Below are 20,795 nucleotides of genomic sequence, written 5' to 3'. Positions count from 1 at the left end.
AGCGATGCTTGCAATAGTGCGGTTTGATGGGGATTTGAAACTAGCAAGAGACAAGGGGATTCGATTGGACCTAACGATTTTAATGGCTGCAGTCATTGGAGGAGGGATCGCGCTTTTATGCGAATGGTTTTTACTCGATTCTAGAGCCGCTAATCTTTGGTTCTTATTTGCTTGGGGAGTTATATGGTTGGTTCAAGGTCGACAATACGACCGTATGGTAAAGCAGCTTGAAGGGCGTAATGATTACACCGAATAAGTAAGGTAAGGGGCGAAGTGGTTGACATAAATTAGCTAGCCCAATTACCAAAGGTAATTGGTCTGTTGCTAACTTAAATCTGGAGCAGTCAGGAAGCGCTTTGGCGATAAGCTGTATTTTGGCCAGTGTAGATCCGTTGTTAGTTTCTACAGACCAAGGTTTCTGGTTAATACTTCTGCCGAAGTGATAATACGTTTTGTGCGGTATAGCTGTGGATGTTTTTCATCGTCTGCGTAACCTACTGGTTCACCAGCGCCAGTGTTTACGAACCAAGAGTTTTCAGGGGTACGGTCACCGAGCAATTTTTTAAACTCAGTTGGCTTAAGACCCAGTGCTTTGGCGGCTGCATTATAGGTGCAGCGAGTCTTAATTTGGTTAAGGTAATCGCGGATGATGGTGATTTTATCCTGCATTACAAAGTCATTCCTATATAGTAGTGGGCTAAATAATCTTAGCCAAATGTGGTGGTGGCAGAACGGGCAACATTATTACAGTTTGGCTTGATTAGTCGCCATGTGCCCGTAGCTAATATGTAATCTGTATCTTAAATTTTAATAAAATAGGGTGCTGCAACTAAAACAATACCAGTAATCAATAACATAGTTAAGTTTGGCATAAAGTACGGGAATGCAAAAAGTGCTAAACCTATACCCAGTGGAACGATGGCTTTTTGTTTCCTGCCATAGGTAAAATAGCCAATACCTATACCGCCAAACAGCACACTCCAAATCATTAGCGATGAACTATCCATTGAGACGCCCCTATGACTCTAGTTGATGGTAATACGTTTAGTGAGTGTTACCCCAGCCCTTATAGTGCAGTTTTCACCCTAAGGCCGCGCCCTGTTTGCTTGTATATTGGCGCATTAAATCACGAATAACGCTGATTTAATGCCGCCTACTGGTAATTCAATTATTCATTATAAACTACAACTCTATTTCTTCCCCTCCTTTTAGCTTGGTACATCGCTTTGTCTGAGCGAATAAGCACATATTTGCACTGTTCATCGCTGATTTCGAGTTGCGATACACCAATGCTGATCGTTGCATTAATGACGTGGTCATCTACTTCACAAGGAGTATTCTCAATACTTAGCCTTAATCTATTGGCAACATCCTGCGCTCTATGGATATCAGTATTGCTGAGAATTATACCAAACTCTTCACCGCCTATTCGGCCAAAAATATCGACTTCTCTAAGCTCTAATTGACATAACTTGGTGACGTGCTGAATGATAATGTCGCCATCTTGATGGCCGAGTTTGTCATTAACGGCTTTGAAATGGTCGATATCTAACATCAAAAAAGCGGTATCGGTTCTGTATCGTTGATAAGACTTAAGCGATAAGGACAGTTGCGCCATAAAAGCACGACGATTTAAGATCCCCGTTAACGCGTCAGTTTCTGATAGCTCTTTTAATTTTATTTCCATGTAGTGCTTATCAGTTACATTTCTTGCTGTCCAGATGACAACTCTTTTTCCGTCATCCATCACGAAAGGTTTGATTATGCCTTCAATCCATAAATCTTGATGTTGCTCAGAGCCGAAGGGTAAATCCTGTAAGTGTTGGCTGTTGAAGTGGTATTTAACTGTTTGGCTTTGATTGGTATCGAGAGTTTTAGTGATGAATTGGTGAAATTGACTTGCCATATCGGCTGGCATGACATCAAACAGAGTGCGCCCAATGTACTCTTTACAATCTGAACCGACCTTGTTCTCTTGGCCGCCAAACACACTCAAATATTCCCCTTGTTCTGAAAAGATAAAAACATGTTCAGGAAGAGAGTCTAAGATTCTGAAATATTGTTGGGATGATAAATTGCTATTGTTCATCTTTATATATCTCTAACAATGCTCGCTGTGACGGTTGTATGGCGCTCGCGATTTGACCGTGCCAAATAATGTTTATTTGTTTTCGCACAGCCTAAATTGATTAGATTGAAAACACTTGAATGTTCAGGGCAACTACTCTAATTCAGTGTAGGCATACTTTTGCGAAATAGCAGTAACAATGAGCTGAGAATGAGGGCTTGGTTGTTTATCGAACAAGATGGTATTGAACCTATTACGATTCTGCCTAGTCGCGTTTGCGGAGCTTGAACCAAGATATATAGAATGCGCTCTTACCCGTTCTATTGCTAAAACCTACTTAACCCTGTGTACAGCACTTCAGGCTAGTTTTTACGCTGCTGCAGATATTGTTTAAACAACTTATGCACACCATGTAAAAACTCGATGTCATCGGGACGAGCGCCCAACATGTCATCGACAAAGGCGATACTACTGGCCGGTACCGGAGGGCCTTTTACCATGTCTCGCTCCATTTGACTTAACGGTAATAGATAGACAATGCTTAAGTCGAGGGCGCTGGCGATTTTAAATAGGTCTAGGCTGCTGAAGCTAGCGCTACCATCTCGATCAAGTTTGTTATACAAGGCGGTTTTAGAAATACCACTCAGTTTAGCCAGCTGATTTCTACTTAACGAGCAATAGGCTAACAAACTATCAATACGGTCTATTTGCATACTCCGAAATTCACGTTCGTTTATACCTTTAAATTCAAAGGTGCCAGTAGAGATATTCTGAGAATTATCTTCCATTATGATTTTCCTCAATTTAGGCTTTCTAAGCTTGTTTCGTTCCAGTATAGGGAATGATTTGTGAATACAATAGCCTTATTGATGATTGTTGGAGAGACTTATGAGACAAACCGCTGATAGAGTTCGCCATGCCATCGGCTTCGAGCTAATTGGCTTGTTAGGCGCAATGCCATTGCTGAGTTTACTATTTGGTGTCGATCCAATGCATTCGGGCACGATGGGGTTGTTTTTCTCCTTGATTGCGACTGGCTGGAATTATTTCTATAACGTGTGGTTTGACCGTTATTTACAAAAGCGGCAGGGCCACGGTAATAAAACTCAGCGTCAACGTATTGCCCATGCATTAGGCTTTGAATTGGGTTTGTTAGTGACTACGATTCCACTAATGGCATGGTGGCTGGACGTTAGTTTGCTTAGTGCGCTGATTATGGACGCCGCTATGATTGTGTACTATCTGTTTTTCGCCTATCTGTACAACTTGGCTTATGACAAGCTATTCCCTATTGTTGGCGACAGTAAGCTGAACCAAAAAGTGGTATCTTGCTCAGCTCAATAATCCGCTTAGTTTGGCGCGGCTATAACAAGCAATAGTTTTGGCATCGTTAATGGTTCCGTTAACGATGCCTTCTTCAAACTCTGTGCTGTTCATTGTCAATACTTCGATAAACTCATCTTCGTCACATTGGCCTGCTTGAGCTGTAAGCTGTTTGGCCACAAATAAGTATTGAATTTCATCACAAAAGCCTGGGGCGGGGTAGAGCTTACCTAAGTGGTGCCATTCGGCTGCTGCCATGTTGACTTCTTCTTGCAATTCACGCTTTGCGCAAGCCAGTATGCCTTGTTCAGATTGCTCATGGGCTTCAATGGTGCCCGCAGGTAACTCGAATAACCACTCTTTTATGGCACTGCGGTATTGGCGTTCCATGATGATATTGCCTTGCTGATCCACGGCTAAGATCACCACCGCTCCAGGGTGTTGTAAAGTGGTGATTGGCACTTGTCGTTGATCTGGTAGTTGCTGCAGTTGACGAACGACTTCAAAGCAATGCCATTTACATAGGGTTTGTTTTTCCACGATGATACTCCAAGTCTAGGCTGCTTTAGCTTACGTTAATTGTGTGAGGTTGTGGGGCTAAATTCAGTCTCACCCTAGATATTAGCCAGTTAGCTCAGTTTTTCCCGTAAAACACCCGCCAGTTGGCGGGAGCTTAAGAATCGGCGTTTTTAGCTAACATGGTAGGCAAAGGGATCGTCGATGCTTGGGCTAGGCTGGGTAAACCATACAGGGCCATTGGCTCCAATATAAAAGTGGTCCTCTAAGCGAACCCCAAAATGTCCCGGTATAACCAGCATCGGCTCGTTACTGAATACCATTCCTTCAGCAAGCGGAGTATTGTCGCCAGCAACGAGGTAGGGCCCTTCGTGTATATCTAAGCCACAACCGTGGCCAGTGCGATGCGGAAGGCCAGGTAAGGCGTAATCAGGACCGTAGCCGTCAGCTTCTAATGAGGCACGAGCTGCAGCGTCTACACTGGCACAGGTTTGGCCTATTTGGGCGGCCTCAAAGGCCGCTAGTTGAGCTTGTTGTTCGGAGGTCCAAGCTTGGCGTTGTTGTTCACTCGCTTCCCCGTAGGGGTAGCTGCGAGTAATGTCTGAGTTATAACCCTGCAATAAGCAACCCGTATCAATCAGTACCCAGTCATTTTCTTGGAGAATTTGTGGCTCTTTCACACCATGAGGAAATGAGCTAGCCAAACCAAATAATACGATGCAAAAAGACGAACCACTTGCGCCTACCTGTTGGTGAGCCTGATTAATAAACTCGATGACTTCAGTCGTACTAATACCGGGGCGTAAAATTTTAGCGGCTGCTTTTTGCACTTCCATGGTCATGTCTTTGGCGCGTTGCATCAGAGCGATTTCGGCTGCTGATTTTTGCATGCGACAGGTTTGGGTGATCACATCGCCATTAATAAAATTTTGCTCTGGATTGGCCTTAATTAAGCCATCTACTAAGAAAAAACCTGCGCTGGGGTCTAGTGCTATATTGCCGCTTAGCTGCTGTTGATGGCATAACTGATTAAACAGCTGATAGGGGCTTTGGTGTTCTTGCCAGCCATGAAACGGGGCATCAATTAGCATAAAGTCTCTGAGAGAATTCTGTTCGAAGTGCGGTGCAATGTAATGCAGTTGCCCGTTCGCGCAAAGTAATGCGCCCACCATCCGTTCACTAGCGCTCCATTTTAAGCCTGTGAAGTAATATAAATTAGTCCCGGCATTCAGATAGATAGCCGCTATATTTTGCTGCTTCATCAATTGACAGGCTTTGTGTTGACGCTGCTGATATTCACATACGGAAATACTAGCAATATCGCTACACATGTTACTGAGCTTGGCGAGTTGCTCGCTGGCACTACTTCCACCTACACCTATGGTCATGGCTATTCCTTGATTGCATGATTTGCTGAAATAGCAAGGCTATTCAGCGTTTGCTAGAGGTTAAGAATAAAATGACAGTAGGTAAAGCAGAGATTTAATTAGTTTCTGGTTGATTCTTTGGCTAACCAGATGCAGGGGCTTCAGATAGCCGATGTTGGCAAACTTTGTTACCGCCTTGGTTTTTAGCTTGGTACATGGCTTGGTCTGCGTATTTTATCAAATCGGATATATCAGGTTTATCAATACTGCTTGCTACGCCAAAGCTTGCGCTCATGAATAGCTGACCTTTTGGCGTGGGTAAACCCTGTTGGTTAAGCTGAATACGGATCCGGTTAGCCAGCTTATAGGCTTGTTCTACATTTGCCTCATTGAGTGCAATCACAAACTCTTCTCCGCCAAAACGACCAAATAAATCACCGACTCGAAGATTGCTTAAGGCTATGTGGGAAAAATGCATTAAGGCTTTATCGCCACTGTCATGACCGTAAAGATCGTTAATCGATTTAAACCGATCAAGGTCGATAAAGATAACCGTGACCTCTTTGCCAGAGAATTTAGCCCGCGTGGTTAGCTTAGTTAATTGCTGAATGAAGTAATTTCTGCGCATAGCGCCGGTGATGTCGTAATTGGCCAGTTGTTCCAATTGAATAATCTGCCGCCAATGCAATAAAAAAAAGAATACATAGGTTTGTAGTGCAGAACCTATGAATAAAGCGAGCGAGAGTAAGGCTGGAACCCCCAGCAGTAAACCTTGATGTTCAGGAGTGCCTTGCAGCGTAATATGCGCTCGAATGACTAAACAGCTGGCAAAAAACAGATATAGGCCAATCACTAACCATATGGCATGAGTTCGTTGTTGTCGCCAGTAGCGAAAATATAAGTAGGCACTGTATAAACAGCATAAGGCGATAGACACCGAGAACACTACCGCGCGATATTTTACCGAGGGTTCTAGCATGATGTAATAAAACATTACCATGCAATACAGTGCCAACATGGCTCCGAACACGCTTCGATTAAAACCCAACTTCAAGTAATGATGATGCCCGGCTAAGATCAGTAAGAATGAACCAACAAACAGACCGTTTTGGATAAGTAGTGTCGTTGCTGTGGCTTGTTCAAACAATAGTAGGCACAGTAAACCAAATACCTGTGCGTAGCAGGCTGCAATCCAGCAATCTAAGGCGGCTTGTTTTCCATGGAAATAGCGAATAAGAGTCAGTACCACTGCAGAAACCACAGTGACAGAAGTCATTAGAATAAAATATGTGAGTCCATCAACAAATATCAAATTAGCCTATTTCCTTATTTCTACCACCTTAGTGTAGAGGGCTGTGCCAATTTGATAAAGTGAAATAGGAAACTGCAGAGTGATTTTGTTATATAGCTAGAGTTTAGTCAATATTATAGGGCAAGAATCGGCTCACCCTTCAATATTGAAATTCTAGTTTAATGGTATGAAATATAAAGTGTTTTGGTCTGTGTGTTGGGTTGCGGGAAGTATTTTTTGGATGACCTGTTCGCCTTTGGCAGCTATGGCAAAATCGTCATCGTTAAGGACCGCCAGTTGCTTATTCGCTCTTAACCATAGCCCTTCTAGTTTATCGTGTGGATAGGGTCTTGGCATATCAACTAATAGGTCGTAAATCAGAGTTTTCTCAACGGGTTTAATTTTGTGCGTAGATAGCGCTTGCCAGCTCATTTGTTCTAATGTTTTACCTGCAAACATCAATCCGTGTTTGGCACTGACATTTCCACTTACATCGGTAGCTTGGCTGATATCTATTTGATAAATACGCTTGTATTTGGCTTGTTTATTACCTTGTTCTCCGGCAAAGCCGCCATCACGCTCGATGACCAAAAACTGGTTTTGCGTGAGGGCGACTATCTCAGAATTGGATAAACCATTCGCTTGTTGTTGATACAAAAACTGCCTTGTTTTTCCACTTTCAATATCAAAACTAACCAGTCGCGTGAGTTGGTGATTGGTGATGGCTTCCTTACTTGGGTTGTACAAGGAAGATTGCATTATGCCAAACAAGGTTGTTTCATCAGGGCTAATGGCTAAGCCTTCCATGCCGCGATTAGCTCGCCGATAGGCGAATACGGCAGGCAGTTTACGCCCACCGGTGCCCGTACCAAATGGGTTGATGCGCTCTAATTCAATTCCTTCGGCGCTGTAATGCACAAGATGTGGTCCGTATTCATCACTGACCCAAAAGCTGCCATCTCTTAGGGCGACTAAACCTTCACTGTCTAAACCATAAGGGTCGGCTTTGAGCAATGACTTATCACTGGCATAAGCCACTTCGCCAGTATCGCCCATACCTTTAGGATTAGGCAGGCCCGAGATAGGCTGACCTTGTGGATCTTTAAGCAAAATCTGCTTTACTTGAATAACTTGATCATCGCGATAAGCAAATAGGCCAATGCGAGGCGTGAAGTCAGGCACAGGGAATATTTTACCTTTTCCAGTGGGGCCTTGATATTTGGCATTTGGGCCACGGTCGGTGAGAGCGTAGAAGTGGTCATAGAGTGTAGGGTGAGCGGTCATTGCTGAACCATAACCGCCGATCCGTATTTCAGTGCCATTTTCAAGGTTTACTAACACCTGATATGGCAATACAGCGGGTTTTATTACTTGTTTAGCTAATATTTGCGGGCTGCTTAACAGCAGCGCCGTTAAGCAGCAAATTAGTCGTGCCGTCATGTTTTTTACCTTGCTATAATGTTTTAGAAAAAAATTATATAAACATCAGGTTAATCTTTTATTACGCTTTTATTCGCGCAAGTATTGAGTTGAAAAGCCAAATCTAATAATGGCTTAGGGCTTATTGGTGTGCGGGAACTCGCACAATAAATACTAAAAAAGATAATCAACAAAAACCTTACTAGGATTACTAGTGAGCTTATTCGCGAGCTTTTGGGAAAGGAAGCAAGGCATGTTGGGAAATAAAATCAATCAAATCTCAGTGGTTCATCGGCTATACATCGGGTTTGCGGTGCTCACCTTAGTGATCGCAATGGGAGGCGGAGGCGCTCTCCTGTTAGCCCAGCAAGTCAATACTAGTTTTTCAACCTTAACGGAGCAGAGTGCAAAAACGCAGCTGCTGGCCAACGAGGTGGGCAGCCAGGCTTTACGCGCCGGTATACAGTTATTGAGCGTTCAAAATGCCGGAGATCTAGACAGCTTACAAGTGATTAAGGGACAAGCTGAAGTGGCGTTGCAATCATTAGATAGCAGAGTTGAAGAGCTTAGTTCACATGCCAGTGCTTACAATATTCAAGGCTTAACACAGAACTTAAGCGAAGTAGAACAGGTAGAAAATACCCTTACCTCTCAAGGGCTGCAGTTAGCCGCATTACAAACCAGTTACTTGCAGCAAGATCAAAAAGTGCGCGATGACCTTAGTCAGTTCTTGTTTCGACTTTCTGATTTAAAACGCATCGTGACTAAAGTGACCGCACCAAGCGCTGCCGATGATACTTACATCGAAGACATTCTCACCTTGGTGATGGAGCGTTTTGGACTGATGGAGTTTTTACTTTCTAATATGGTGAACACTCGAGATCCATTAAAAGTTACTGATTTAGTTAAGAAAATACAATATAACAATAAAGTGTTCAATGACGATTTTAGTTCACTGATTGATGAGGTTGAAGCATTGGCTGACCCTCAGATTGGTGAGCTAGTTGCAGAATTTAATCGTCAGGTTAACGATCCTACTGGCATTGTTGAACGCTATGTAAGTAGCCAACAAACCATTGCTAGTATCACTCAGCTGACCGGTGAGATAAATATTCAACTGACTGAGTTGGACCAAATCGTGACAAAGATTGTTAATTTAGCTAACCAGCAAAGCGCTGAAGCTAGTGAACAAGGCCAAACACTGATAGTTAATGCCCGCTCAATCACCGCGATAGTGGTCCCATTGGTGATTATTTTTGCTATTGCCGTGGCTTATTGGTTAGCGAGTTTAATCCGTAAACCTTTGGCGCATACCCAAGGACAAATCTTACGTCTGGCAGAAGGTGATTACAGCCAAACGATGCAAGGTCAGTATAGTGGCGAATTTGCCGTATTGGTGGCGGCGATTAACCGAATGATTGAGCAAGCACGTGAAGTGTTTAGCCAAATCCAGCACGCAGCGCAGCAACTGAGCGATGTTTCAGAGAAAAATAGTGAAGCGTCAAGTGTTGTTAAAACCAAATTAGATAAACAAACCGCTGAATTAAGCAGTGTGGCCACTGCGGTTACCGAAATGGAGTCAGCGATTAAAGAAGTGGCCTCTAACACTGAAAGCAGCCGTGAGTTATCGATGTCGGTTGAAAGCAATATCGATATGGGACAGCGGGTGATGAACCAAAATATCGAGATGATCGATAGTTTAGATGACGCCTTACAAAGTACATCGGGACAAGTTGATAAGCTGGCGGACGCTAGCAAACAAATTGGCTCTATTATTGAGGTGATTGACGGCATTGCCAATAAAACCAATTTACTTGCCTTAAACGCAGCGATCGAAGCTGCAAGGGCCGGTGAACAAGGCCGTGGTTTTGCGGTAGTTGCAGATGAAGTGCGTAGTTTAGCCAGTCAAACCACTCAAAGCACTGAATCAGTTCGCACCATGATTACTACCTTACAAAGCGAGTCTAGTCAGGTTTTTGATGCGATGGCGGCCAGTCGTGAGCAAATGAGTCAGTCAAAAGAGCTAGCAGAGAAATCGCGAGAATCCATTATGACCATTCGCGGTGAAATGACACAAATGCGTGAAATGACCGACCAAATCAGTGTCGCCGCGCAAGAGCAACATCATGTCGCTAGTGAAGTAACCCGTAATGTAAACGTCATTGCTGAGGTTGCCGAAGATAACTTTGAGCAAATTGAAAAAGTGGCTCAGTCTAGCGAAGCTTTACAACAACAGGTTAATGACATCGAAACTATGTTAAAACGCTTTATATTGAAGTAAATTAGAGAGCCTTTTAGCTCAGTCTTTTGCGAATTTTTCGCTGAGGTTAGTTTATGTTCAATTTATCGCGTTTGTTGAGCCCCAAAACTCAACAACTTGCGGCACTTGATTTAGGAAGCAATAGTTTTCATTTAATTATTGCTGATTGGGAAGACGGCGAGTTAAAAGTTCGCGATAAAGTGAAAGAAATGGTTCGCTTAGGTTGGGGCTTACAAGACGATGGCAGCTTAGATGCTGCCGCGTGGAATAGAGCTCAAGCTTGTTTGGAGCGCTTTGGTGAACGCTTACGCGAGTTTAAACCCGGCAGTGTTCGGGTTGTTGGCACCAAAACCTTGCGAAGTATTATTGATGCGGACGTATTTTTACAGGCCGCTGAGCAACGTTTAGGCCATCCGGTCGAGGTGATTTCTGGGGAAGAAGAGGCCCGCTTAATTTACCTAGGCGTGGCGCATTATATGGCTCCAACCAATGGGCCTCGTATGGTGGTAGATATTGGCGGAGGTAGCACCGAAGTCACACTGGGCGAAGGCATGGAAATTAAGCTTAAACAAAGCTTAGACATGGGCTGTGTCTCGATTACCAAACGTTTTTTCAAAAGTGGTCGCGTGACTAAAAATCGCTTATTGAAAGCCAGCACTTATTGCTCTCAAGAGTTGTTACCGGTTGTCGATGATTTTATTGATCATTCGTGGAACGAATGTTTGGGAGCTTCCGGCACCATAAAAGCGGTGGCTAAAGTGTGCATAGAGAATAATTTTTGTGCCGCTGAAATTGAGCTTGCTGGTTTAGACGCTATCATAGAACGCTACTTAGAAGCGGGTGAGTGTAACCTTCCTTTTAAAGGTTTATCAGAAGAGCGTCAGCCAGTATTTTTAGGTGGCGTTATCGTATTGCATTCTTTGTTTAAAAATTTGCACATCCAAAAGATGCATGCCGCCGAGTCAGCGCTGCGCGAAGGCTTATTGTATGAACTTAAAGGCCGCTTAGAGCATACCGATATTAGACCTGCCAGTGTGCAGCGCTTGTCAGAGCGTTATCATGTTGATTCTCAGTTTAGTGGGCGTGTCGATGATACTTGCCAGTTACTGCTTAATCAGGTCGCCGAAACTTGGCAACTTGATGAAACAGAAACCGCACAGTTACTCAAGTGGGCTTCAATGCTATTTTTAGTGGGCTTAGATGTGGCCCATAGCGATTACCACAAACATGGTGCATATATTGTAGGGAACGTTGACCTTGCCGGTTTTTCGCGGATAGAACAACAGCAGTTGGCCTCTTTAGTATTAGCCCACCGTCGTAGTTTCCCCGCTAAGCATTTTCCGCTGGAGAATACTGATTTATTGAAAGCCTGTTTGATGCTTCGCTTATCGGTAATCTTTAATCGTGGTAAACGTCGCCAAGGTTTACCCGAGCTGCAATTTAGAGCGGCTGGGCAACAAATGAGTTTGTTGTTGGATCAACAGTGGTTGCAAAATAATCCGCTAACGCGCGCCGACCTAGAAAATGAACAGCAATACCTTGCGCAGATCGATTACAAACTTGATGTCATTGAGCTTTAGGGGGATGAAGAGAAACCGCCCTAGCTAACTAGGGCGGCTTTGAGACAGATTAGCGGTCTTTGTTGGTCGCGCTAATTTTGTGAATAGCCAAATCTGCGCCGTGATACTCATCTTCTTCAGACAATCTTAAGCCGGCGACTTTATCGACTAAGGTGTAAACAATAAAACCACCCACCAAAGCAACAATAATACCGGCAAGGCTACCAATGATTTGACTGATTAGTGATACGCCGCCTAATCCGCCTAAGGCTTGGCTGCCAAAGATACCTGCAGCAACACCGCCCCATACACCACATAAACCATGTAGCGGCCATACACCTAGTACATCATCTAAGTGTGAATGCTGTTGTAACCAAGTAAATACCCAAACAAACAATGCACCAGCAACGCCACCGGTAACTAAGGCGCCGATAGGGTGCATTAAATCAGAACCCGCACATACTGCGACTAAGCCAGCTAAGGGACCGTTATGAACAAACCCTGGGTCATTTTTACCTAACAGCAAAGCAACAATAGTGCCTCCAACCATGGCCATTAAGGTATTCACGGCGACTAAACCGCTTATTCCGTCCATGGTTTGTGCCGACATAACGTTAAAGCCGAACCAGCCTACGGTAAGAACCCACGCGCCTAAGGCCAAAAATGGAATATTTGAAGGCGCAAATGCTACGCCAGGTTTTCTGCCTTTACGTGCGCCAAGAATTTTAATGGCGACTAAGGCTAACCACCCCCCCATAGCATGAACCACCACTGAACCAGCAAAATCATGGAAAGCGGCGCCAAACTGCGCTTCTAACCAAGCTTGAAAGCCAAAGTTTCCATTCCAAATAATGCCTTCGAAGAAAGGATAGACCAAACCAACAATCAGGGATGAAGCCACTAAGAAGGGATAAAACTTACCGCGCTCTGCGATACCACCTGAAACAATAGCGGGGATGGCAGCGGCAAATGTGAGTAGGAAGAAGAACTTAACTAACTCGTAACCATTACCTTCGGTTAATACCTCGGCACTATTAAAGAAATGATTACCATAAGCGAGGTAATACCCAATAAGGAAATAAGCAACGCCCGAGAATGCAAAATCAGTGATGATTTTTACTAAAGCATTAACTTGGTTTTTATGACGAACGGTTCCTACCTCTAAAAAGGCAAAGCCGGCATGCATTGCTAGTACCATTATAGCGCCTAGCAAAATGAATAAAGTGTTCGCGCTTTGTGACAGAACGTCGATAGCGGCACTAATATTATCCATTAAATCTACTCCTGATTAGTTCTTCTAATATTGGTTTGCGCCAAAATTAAGCAATTATTAGGCCCGCTATTAAATTTTTTACATAAAAAAGCACTAAGTTGATGCATTTTATAGCTTTTAACTGACTGATAACGTGTGACTTACACCTCCCTGTATTGTTTTGGTGCGAATATACTGATGGTTTTTTATAGGGGTGCATTAAAATGGTGCGCAACTGTCTCACATTGGTGCTTGTTGGTGGGTGAGCTGAAAAAGTACCGAGCAGTGAGAAAGGGGGGGGAATAACGCTGCGTGTTGAACCACCAGTTTACACTTAATAATTGATATGCGCGGTAATTAGCATCATTTGAAAGTTTTTTGCCACAGATGGTGGTCTAGTATTATATCAATGGATAGTTGCAGATACTTCACTCGCTTTACAAAGGATGACGGTCGATGGATCAATGGTTTGCATTTTATAGCGCGTCTAATTTACTGGAGGCGAAGTTACTTCAGGGCATGTTGATAAAACTAGGGATTGAAAGTCGCTTAGAGGGTGAGTTTTCAATGGCTGCAGTGGGTGAGTTGCCAGTAGACTGTTTTCAAGTCACCCTTGTGGTGACGTTAACCAATTGGGAACGGGCTAAGCAAGCAGTTATTGATTATGAAAAAGACAGCCAACAAGAGTGGTTTTGCAAACACTGTGGGGAATCTAATCCCGGTAGCTTTGAATACTGCTGGGCGTGTCACGATCACGAGACGACTAAGTGCGCTATTTGATGATGAAGTTTTTGCTAATGAGTGTTATGCTTAAATTATATACAGCTAGGATGGCTATACTCGTAAACGTTTGTTGAGGATAACTCATGCCAATCAGTCAAGTATCCAGCTCAGTCGCGCCGTCAGATTTCTATCTAGAACAGGCTAAAAAGCGCCAAGAAGAGCAAGATGAAAAACTCGCATCAGGTAAGAAAATAAATTCTGCTGCGGACGATCCTGCCGGTTTGCAAATATCAAACCGCCTAACCACCGGGATCAGTGAACAAGAAGCCTATGCTAATATTTATCAAAATCAAGTTAGCATCAATAATATTGAGTCGGCGCAATTGCAAGGCACCACTGATTTACTACAACAAAATCAAGCCTTGGCGGTTCAAAGTGGTAATGGAATTTATAACTCCGATGATATTGCCGCTTTGCAAGCACAAGTCGATGCAAATACTGCCGCCATTCCTAATGCTGCGGAGTTAGGCGTTGATAACGTGGATGTGTCTGACCCTGCAGCGGCTCAAGCAGCCTTGCAAGGGGCACAACAAACCACCGACTCAAGTCAAGCGCAGTTGGGGGCTCAGAGTAACGCAGCTGAATCTGCTTATCGCTCGACTCAAGCGGCCATAGAAGCGCAAAGCGCCGCTCGTTCACGTATTCTTGATACAAATTATGCGCAATCGACGTCTCAGCAAGCGCAAAATGATGCGGTGCTGCAAAGCTCCATTCAGTCTTACCAGCAGCAGTTGGCATCTAAGAATATCGAGAAGCTTATATAGCTTTGTTCTACCGCAAGTAATCAACGGCGTGACACTGTTAAAGTGAACGCCGTTTTTTTATGGAGGTTACAATGAGTCAGTCGATTCATGGGCATCAAGTGATGCAATTGATGTTGGAGAAAGGTGGTAGTTTTAGCTCGGCATCGCTAGAAGAGCTAATGAAACAGACTTTTGGTGAGCAAAGCGAATACCATACTTGCAGCAAGAAAGGTATGAACGCACAGGAGCTTATTGTATTCCTCGCGGAACGCGGAAAATTTGTTGAAGCTAATCAGGGCTTCAATACCTGCGAATCAAAAATTTGTTCTCATAAATAGAGCGTCTTCGCTCACAAGGGCTGCTTTGTCAGCCCCATTCTATCCCTATAACTGTCATTGCCCCCACTTGCTGTCGATCACGCTTTATGGTGTTTAGTTAACGCTTGCTTAACATTTCTTTCATCCCCTCAGTTTAAACGTCTACAATTGAATTTAAGCTCAGCGTAAACGCTTGCTAGCCATGCGAGCGCTTAATCTAATTAACGTTTCTGATAATAGTCAAACGTATGTTTTAATTGTTAAGTTGTTTATTTAGCAATAATTTATCTAACCGTTAAACATTTGCGTAATAGTGACGATAACTAAGATATCGATATTTGTAATCACATGGAGTGGTATTAATGGATTTGGCAAGGCGTCTAAAAATAAGCCATAAGATCGGGATTTTGGCGACAATTGCGGTAGTAGGTTTTGCACTCTATCTTATCAATAACATTCTCGTTCAGCAGCAGAGTCAATTCAGCATTGAGCAAATTAGAGACCAGTTTTTTCCCGCGTTAGATACAGCAACCGTAGCCCAAAACACCCTATATAACATAGACCAGTTATTACAAACTGCGGTGACAACCGGTGAAGAAGAGTCATTGGAAAGTGCCGATCTGCAGCGGCAGTTGCTTAGCGATAAACTGAATCAGTTGCTCCAAATTCTACCCAGTGCTCAACAAGATGTTCAGCAACTGAAAAACTTATTGGATAGTTACTATGGGCAAGCCCGTTCTATTGCTTTGAGTTTAGTTGACGGAAGCGCCGATTTTTCCACTTTGCCGGCTCAAGCTGAGCGTTCTGCTGCCATTCTCCAAGAGCTTACTGACGGTATTGCTACCCTACGCGCGAATACCGAGCAGGCATTTAATCAAACTATCGACTCAACGATTAGTAGCTCAAAATCTGCTGTTACTACCGGTATCATGCTGGGTGTGGCAACCATTGTTGTGGTGATTTTTGTTAGCATTATGACCACCCGTAGCATTGTCAATTCGATTGCTCAGGTGACCTCTTCGTTGCGAGAAATCGCCGAGGGTGAAGGTGATCTAACCGTAAGAGTGGATTACGACGGAAAAGATGAAATCGCCACCTTGGTACATTGGTTTAATCAGTTTATCGGCAAAATGCAGATCAGCATAGCGACCACCACTGAAACGGTTCAGGCCCTTCAAGACGTATCTACACGCTTAATGGAGACCAGTAAACACACGGCTTCAAGCATTGAGTCTCAAAATCACTCTGTTGAAGCGGTGAGTTCAGCAATTCAGGAGATGACAAGCAGTGTTCATCATATTGCCGATTTCGCCTCACAAGCTTCTGAAGAAGCCTCTTCGGCGAATAGTACCGCACAAGAAGGCAGTCAGGTGGTAGAAAATACCATCTCTGTGATTAACGATTTAGCTGAAGAAGTGAATAATACCTCTAAGGCGATAAACCAGCTTGAGTCTTATACCAGTAACGTTGGTGTTATTTTAGATGCGATTCGCGGTATTGCTGAGCAAACAAATTTACTTGCCTTGAACGCGGCCATTGAGGCGGCGAGGGCCGGCGAGCAAGGCCGTGGTTTTGCGGTGGTTGCCGATGAAGTGCGTACACTTGCATCACGCACTCAAGATTCAACACAAGAAATTCAACAGGTATTGGAAGAGCTTCAAAAGGGGTCCGGTTCGGCGGTAGAAGCCATGAATCGAGGGATTGAACAAGCAGGCTTAAGTGTTGAGCAATCGGCTCAGGCAGGAAAGTCCTTGTTAGATATCACTGGCAAGGTTGAGTCTATTCATGCGGTAAATGAACAGATAGCGGCAGCCACAGAGCAGCAAACCCAAACCTCCGACTTAATTCACGGCAGTGTTAACGACATTCAACAGATATCTATCGCGGTGGCGCAAAGTTCTAGTGAAATAGACAAGGTCAGCGAAGATGTACGACAAGTAACTCAACGTTTAAGTGAAGTTATTAGTCAGTTTAAAGTGTAATAAAAACAATAATAGAAAGGAGAGCCCCATGGATTTAAGGGCGTGGCAAGCGTTGCCAATTTGCATATTGAGTAGCGCAGTAATGGCAGATGAAGCACTAGACAAACGAGTGGAACAACTCGAGCAAGAAGTGCAAGTATTACGTCAACAGAATCAAGATAATGCTTGGGATAGAATCAGTTTTAATGGTTTCTACAGTGTCGGCATTAACCAGTCTAATAATAACTTGGGTTATGCTGGCTCATCTGATGAATACGATTTCAATAATCTTACTTTGGTTGGTTTACAAGGTGATTTTGCCTTAGCTGACAGTACCAGCGTGACCGTTCAGTTGGTGGCTCGTGGTGAAGATGATTTTAGCCCAGAGGTAGAATGGGCCTACCTAAAACATACTTTTGACAATTACATCACAGTACGTGGCGGTAAACTTCGCTTACCCATGTATATGTACTCAGATTACCTAGAAGTCGGTTATGCCCAACCTTGGGCACGCCCACCAGAAGAAGTCTATAGCTTTGTACCGTTTAACTCTTTTGTTGGGGTAGATGGTAGTTACGACTTCGAGTTTGATAATTCCACCTTAACCTTGCAAGGTTTTTGGGGGCAATCAGAAGAGGGCGGCACCAACTACGATGATATTCTAGGGGCTAATTTAACTTGGGTTGTAGATGACTTCACTGTTCGTGCAGTTTATGGTCAAACCAAAATTACTGTGTCGTCAAGCAATCAGCCTGATGCTCAAGTCATTAGCGAAAAGAACAAGTCTGATTTCTTAGGTGCTGGTTTTAGCTACGACAACGGTAGCTTATTAGTCGTATCTGAAGTGACTCGCGCCACGGTAGAAGGTCAGTACTCAGATGTGGATTCTGGCTATCTAACTTTAGGTTACCGTTTTGGTAAAGCGATGCCTTATGGCACGGTTGCTGGAATGAAGACTCAAGATGACGATGAGCGTGATGGCCAGTTTGTTTGTTTAGCCGATTGCGCCAGTGGTGCGCCAACCTTAGCTCCTACTTCTATGTTTTATAATGGTAAGCGCAGTTCTTATTCTTTAGGCCTACGTTACGATTTGTTATCTAACTTAGCGGTTAAATTTGATGCGACTTATGTGAACGGCTTTGGCGATACTAACGGTTTGTTAGCGAGCAAAGTTGCAGGGGCCTTGGCGGGTCAAGAAACACCTGATGACACTATGGTTTACAGCATTGTATTTGACGGCGTATTTTAGGAGGGAGTCATGAAAAACTTATTATTGGCTCTTTGTTTGAGCGCATTTAGTCTTAGTTGCTTGGCTGCTCCGGTAGTGATTGCTAACCCTGCAGGCCCTGATGCTTTATCAAAAGCTGAAGTGAAAAAACTGTTTTTAGGTAAATTGAAAAAATTGCCTAATGGTAAAGCTCCGGTCGTTATCGAATATAATGAAGGTGATCCTTTACGGGTTGCTTTTCATGACGTAGCGACCGGTAAAAGTGAAGCACAGCTACAAGCCTATTGGTCTAAGTTGATCTTTACCGGTAAAGCCAAACCGCCAAAAACGGCGGCCTCGGCCTCGGTTGCGGTATCAGAAGTGGCAGGTAATGCAGACGCGATTGCTTACGTAGACGAAGCGGATGTCACCGATGCGGTTAAAGTCGTCTTTACACCGTAAATAAAGCTAAGCTTGAGAGGAGTCAGGGTGTTATGCTCTGGCTCTTTTTTATACCTCAGATAAAGTTATCGTTAATTAGAGTATTAGCCAATGGATATGTTGTCAGCAGCGGTGATGTTGTTTTTGATTATGGATCCGCTAGGAAACATGCCGGTGTTTCTCAGCATGATAAAACACCTCGATCCTAAACGCAGACGAATCGTTTTACTGCGAGAGTTAGTGTTTGCTTTAAGTGTTATGTTTGCTTTTTTGTTTGCCGGTGAGCAAATTCTTGGCTTTTTAAACTTACGCCAAGAAGCGGTGAGCATTGCCGGCGGTGTTATCTTATTTTTGATAGCATTAAAAATGATTTTTCCTCAGCCGGGTGGAGTGGCAGGTTTAGCCGCCGGTGAAGAGCCTTTTTTAGTACCTATGGCTATTCCAATGATTGCTGGTCCATCGGTGTTAGCCTCATTAATGCTGTTAGCCAACCAAGATAGCAGCCGAATGCTAGATTGGTCCTTAGCCTTATTATTGGCCTGGGGAATTAGCGTCGTGATTTTTTTAAGTAGTGGTGTGTTACTGCGAATATTGGGCGAAAAAGGCTTAAAAGCCATGGAGCGTTTAATGGGCATGTTACTGATTATGCTGGCAGTGCAAATGTTCCTCGATGGTATTGCAGATTATTGGCAATCCCTATAATTCGCAATCACATTGACCAAGTAAACATCATTAATAGGGGTGGTTAATGCCAAGGCGGAACACGCTGTCGTCGCCACTGGTAGCGAAGTCGCCCCGTAATACTATGCCTTCCATCATCACTCTTATACTGCCTCCAACACTGTATTTCATATCGCTGTGCAGTGTTGCTAGGTTGTATTCATCGGCCACTCGGCCTATTTCCGCAAATGCCACCCAGTACCAAGCTGGTACGTTGAACCAGTTAACAATAGGGACTTTGGGAAGTGGATTCCAATTGGGGGTAAAGCGGTACTCGGCCGAATAATAAATCATCGAGCGGTCGTGATATCGGGCTGTTTCATAACCTTTGAGCCGGTCCATTCCGCCCAAGCGGGAGCCTGCAAACCACGCAGGTCGATGGTATTGTTGCTCACCATTATCAAAAGAGCTGTGGTTCCAAGTTGGTGTATCTGAGGTTGCCATGCCAAATGCCAATACTTGGCTTTGCGCCCAAGAGGCTTGTGGAAGACGAATATATTTGGAGGCTGAAAATTCCCAGGTGGTCCAAGAGGCACGCTCTGCTCCTCCCCAATCACGAGTGATGTTCAAACGTTGGCGACTGCCTGCGGTGGGGTTTTGGTGAAAGTTACGATTGTCATACTCTAACTCTAGGGTTAAACCTGCCGAGGTATTGGCGTCTTGCAGTTGATTGTATTCACCTACATCTTGCTTCCAATAATAGGGCTCTAGCTGAATAATCGTGCGTCCACTAGTGAGCGGGTTCCACTCTTTTGCACCCGCTTCATACCCTGATACTACTTCACCGCGGCGTATTTTAAAGGTATGTACGGGTGAATCTTTCCCATGGCCTAAAGGCAATAAATAGCGAAATCTAAAACGGTACTCTTGACCTTTAGAGTGGGTATATACGCGGTTGTTTTGGCTGGAATCGTTACTACCCGCATGCTCACCGACATAGTCGTCGTTACCGTTTATATATTGTGGGTCGCGGGTGAAATTGGTTTGGTACAAAGTAGTATCAAAAAATATTCTGTTGGCAAAGGGAAGTTGGTAGTCGCCACTGTACAGAAAGCCCATCCAGCTGTTGTTGCTGGTGACCATTGCGGTAGCAACGAGGCTTGAGCTTTCTTGGATATGTCCCGCGGCACCCACTCCTACACCCACTCCCCATTCTAAGTTTTCGGTGTAAAATGCATAAGGTAACACTTGGGTCCAAGCGCCGCTGCGTTGATGTTTGGCATCGTCAAGCACTGTAACACTCATCGCCATACTCGGTAAGCTTATGAAGCAACAACTGGCTAAGAACAGTTGGCCTAACTTCAAGAGGGCTTTCCTGTCATACGTTTATGTATTTGCCACATGGCAAAAAAACCAAATAGCAACATTTGCAAATTGTCGCCTTTTTTTAATACCCCAGCCTCCATCAGTGTACCGCGAATCGCTAACAGCTGTACGCCATGTAACAACAATAAAAACATGCCGACTAAAGGCAGGATCCAGTTATAAGGCGGCAAGAAAATAACTGGGCTAACTAGCATGGCAAGCCACATTAATACCATGAAAATTTTACCTATAGTGATAAACAT

At 44.0% G+C, this 20,795-nt stretch carries 21 protein-coding genes and 1 pseudogene; 11 read left to right on the top strand and 11 right to left on the bottom strand.

Annotated elements, in window-relative coordinates; genetic code table 11:
* The first annotated feature begins 64 nt into the window (after positions 1 to 64).
* A complete protein-coding gene (locus ACVFI8_RS08115; RefSeq protein WP_248713967.1) occupies positions 65 to 256 on the top strand; it encodes a hypothetical protein in 192 nt (63 codons plus the stop codon).
* 146 nt (positions 257 to 402) lie between these two features.
* On the opposite strand, the gene ACVFI8_RS08110 is transcribed toward ACVFI8_RS08115, so the two are convergent.
* From ACVFI8_RS08110 to ACVFI8_RS08095, 4 genes are all read right to left on the bottom strand, one after another.
* Positions 403 to 669, bottom strand: coding sequence for a hypothetical protein (locus tag ACVFI8_RS08110; RefSeq protein ID WP_248713968.1), 267 nt, complete (start codon positions 667 to 669; stop codon positions 403 to 405).
* Positions 670 to 800: 131 nt separating this feature from the next.
* A complete protein-coding gene (locus ACVFI8_RS08105) occupies positions 801 to 1,007 on the bottom strand; it encodes a hypothetical protein (protein ID WP_457873554.1) in 207 nt (68 codons plus the stop codon).
* 161 nt (positions 1,008 to 1,168) lie between these two features.
* Positions 1,169 to 2,089 (bottom strand): diguanylate cyclase, encoded by a 921-nt coding sequence (locus ACVFI8_RS08100; protein ID WP_457873553.1) that lies wholly within the window; start codon positions 2,087 to 2,089, stop codon positions 1,169 to 1,171.
* 341 nt (positions 2,090 to 2,430) lie between these two features.
* On the bottom strand, positions 2,431 to 2,856 hold the full coding sequence (locus ACVFI8_RS08095) for a helix-turn-helix domain-containing protein (protein ID WP_457873552.1): 426 nt from the start codon (positions 2,854 to 2,856) through the stop codon (positions 2,431 to 2,433).
* 100 nt (positions 2,857 to 2,956) lie between these two features.
* On the opposite strand from ACVFI8_RS08095, the gene ACVFI8_RS08090 reads away from it, so the two are divergent.
* Positions 2,957 to 3,412: a PACE efflux transporter gene (locus tag ACVFI8_RS08090; protein ID WP_457873551.1), complete on the top strand. Its 456-nt coding sequence runs from the start codon at positions 2,957 to 2,959 to the stop codon at positions 3,410 to 3,412.
* Here ACVFI8_RS08090 and ACVFI8_RS08085 read toward each other — a convergent pair.
* From ACVFI8_RS08085 to ACVFI8_RS08070, 4 genes are all read right to left on the bottom strand, one after another.
* Complete coding sequence (locus ACVFI8_RS08085) at positions 3,401 to 3,931, bottom strand: NUDIX hydrolase (protein ID WP_457873550.1); 531 nt, start codon at positions 3,929 to 3,931, stop codon at positions 3,401 to 3,403. The genes ACVFI8_RS08090 and ACVFI8_RS08085 overlap by 12 nt on opposite strands.
* 149 nt (positions 3,932 to 4,080) lie before the next feature.
* Positions 4,081 to 5,295: a M24 family metallopeptidase gene (locus ACVFI8_RS08080; protein ID WP_457873549.1), complete on the bottom strand. Its 1,215-nt coding sequence runs from the start codon at positions 5,293 to 5,295 to the stop codon at positions 4,081 to 4,083.
* Positions 5,296 to 5,416: 121 nt separating this feature from the next.
* Complete coding sequence (locus tag ACVFI8_RS08075) at positions 5,417 to 6,550, bottom strand: GGDEF domain-containing protein (RefSeq protein WP_457873548.1); 1,134 nt, start codon at positions 6,548 to 6,550, stop codon at positions 5,417 to 5,419.
* 189 nt (positions 6,551 to 6,739) lie between these two features.
* A complete protein-coding gene (locus ACVFI8_RS08070; RefSeq protein WP_457873547.1) occupies positions 6,740 to 8,005 on the bottom strand; it encodes an esterase-like activity of phytase family protein in 1,266 nt (421 codons plus the stop codon).
* 232 nt (positions 8,006 to 8,237) lie between these two features.
* Between ACVFI8_RS08070 and ACVFI8_RS08065 the strand changes: the two genes are divergently transcribed.
* Together ACVFI8_RS08065 and ACVFI8_RS08060 are read left to right on the top strand one after the other, a co-directional pair.
* Positions 8,238 to 10,265 carry a methyl-accepting chemotaxis protein gene (locus ACVFI8_RS08065; RefSeq protein WP_248713978.1) on the top strand — a complete coding sequence of 676 codons (2,028 nt, stop codon included), beginning with the start codon at positions 8,238 to 8,240 and terminating at the stop codon, positions 10,263 to 10,265.
* Between the two features lie 53 nt (positions 10,266 to 10,318).
* Positions 10,319 to 11,824, top strand: coding sequence for a Ppx/GppA phosphatase family protein (locus ACVFI8_RS08060; RefSeq protein WP_457873546.1), 1,506 nt, complete (start codon positions 10,319 to 10,321; stop codon positions 11,822 to 11,824).
* A 49-nt stretch (positions 11,825 to 11,873) separates the two neighbouring features.
* On the opposite strand, the gene ACVFI8_RS08055 is transcribed toward ACVFI8_RS08060, so the two are convergent.
* A complete protein-coding gene (locus ACVFI8_RS08055; RefSeq protein WP_457873545.1) occupies positions 11,874 to 13,076 on the bottom strand; it encodes an ammonium transporter in 1,203 nt (400 codons plus the stop codon).
* A 435-nt stretch (positions 13,077 to 13,511) separates the two neighbouring features.
* On the opposite strand from ACVFI8_RS08055, the gene ACVFI8_RS08050 reads away from it, so the two are divergent.
* The 7 genes and pseudogenes from ACVFI8_RS08050 to ACVFI8_RS08020 all read left to right on the top strand — a co-directional run bounded on the left by ACVFI8_RS08050 (position 13,512) and on the right by ACVFI8_RS08020 (position 19,209).
* A complete protein-coding gene (locus ACVFI8_RS08050; protein WP_248713981.1) occupies positions 13,512 to 13,835 on the top strand; it encodes a putative signal transducing protein in 324 nt (107 codons plus the stop codon).
* 173 nt (positions 13,836 to 14,008) lie between these two features.
* Positions 14,009 to 14,602 (top strand): annotated as a pseudogene (locus ACVFI8_RS08045) (flagellin); the annotation flags it as partial.
* Between the two features lie 71 nt (positions 14,603 to 14,673).
* Positions 14,674 to 14,919: a YecH family metal-binding protein gene (locus ACVFI8_RS08040; RefSeq protein ID WP_457873544.1), complete on the top strand. Its 246-nt coding sequence runs from the start codon at positions 14,674 to 14,676 to the stop codon at positions 14,917 to 14,919.
* A 341-nt stretch (positions 14,920 to 15,260) separates the two neighbouring features.
* On the top strand, positions 15,261 to 16,880 hold the full coding sequence (locus ACVFI8_RS08035) for a methyl-accepting chemotaxis protein (RefSeq protein ID WP_248713984.1): 1,620 nt from the start codon (positions 15,261 to 15,263) through the stop codon (positions 16,878 to 16,880).
* A gap of 28 nt (positions 16,881 to 16,908) precedes the next feature.
* Positions 16,909 to 18,108: a hypothetical protein gene (locus tag ACVFI8_RS08030; protein WP_457873543.1), complete on the top strand. Its 1,200-nt coding sequence runs from the start codon at positions 16,909 to 16,911 to the stop codon at positions 18,106 to 18,108.
* 9 nt (positions 18,109 to 18,117) lie between these two features.
* Positions 18,118 to 18,528, top strand: a complete 411-nt coding sequence (locus ACVFI8_RS08025) for a phosphate ABC transporter substrate-binding protein (RefSeq protein ID WP_248713986.1) — start codon at positions 18,118 to 18,120, stop codon at positions 18,526 to 18,528.
* 90 nt (positions 18,529 to 18,618) lie between these two features.
* Positions 18,619 to 19,209 carry a YhgN family NAAT transporter gene (locus tag ACVFI8_RS08020; protein WP_457873542.1) on the top strand — a complete coding sequence of 197 codons (591 nt, stop codon included), beginning with the start codon at positions 18,619 to 18,621 and terminating at the stop codon, positions 19,207 to 19,209.
* Positions 19,210 to 19,239: 30 nt separating this feature from the next.
* On the opposite strand, the gene ACVFI8_RS08015 is transcribed toward ACVFI8_RS08020, so the two are convergent.
* Both ACVFI8_RS08015 and ACVFI8_RS08010 read right to left on the bottom strand, forming a co-directional pair.
* A complete protein-coding gene (locus tag ACVFI8_RS08015) occupies positions 19,240 to 20,532 on the bottom strand; it encodes a BamA/TamA family outer membrane protein (protein WP_457873541.1) in 1,293 nt (430 codons plus the stop codon).
* Positions 20,529 to 20,795 (bottom strand): DUF1145 domain-containing protein, encoded by a 267-nt coding sequence (locus ACVFI8_RS08010; protein ID WP_457873540.1) that lies wholly within the window; start codon positions 20,793 to 20,795, stop codon positions 20,529 to 20,531. Before ACVFI8_RS08010 ends, ACVFI8_RS08015 begins: the two co-directional genes overlap by 4 nt.

The sequence above is a fragment of the Agarivorans sp. MS3-6 genome (assembly GCF_054112545.1).
The sequence above is the reverse complement of the archived record's forward strand: the minus strand, read 5'-3'. Positions and strand labels throughout refer to the sequence as shown.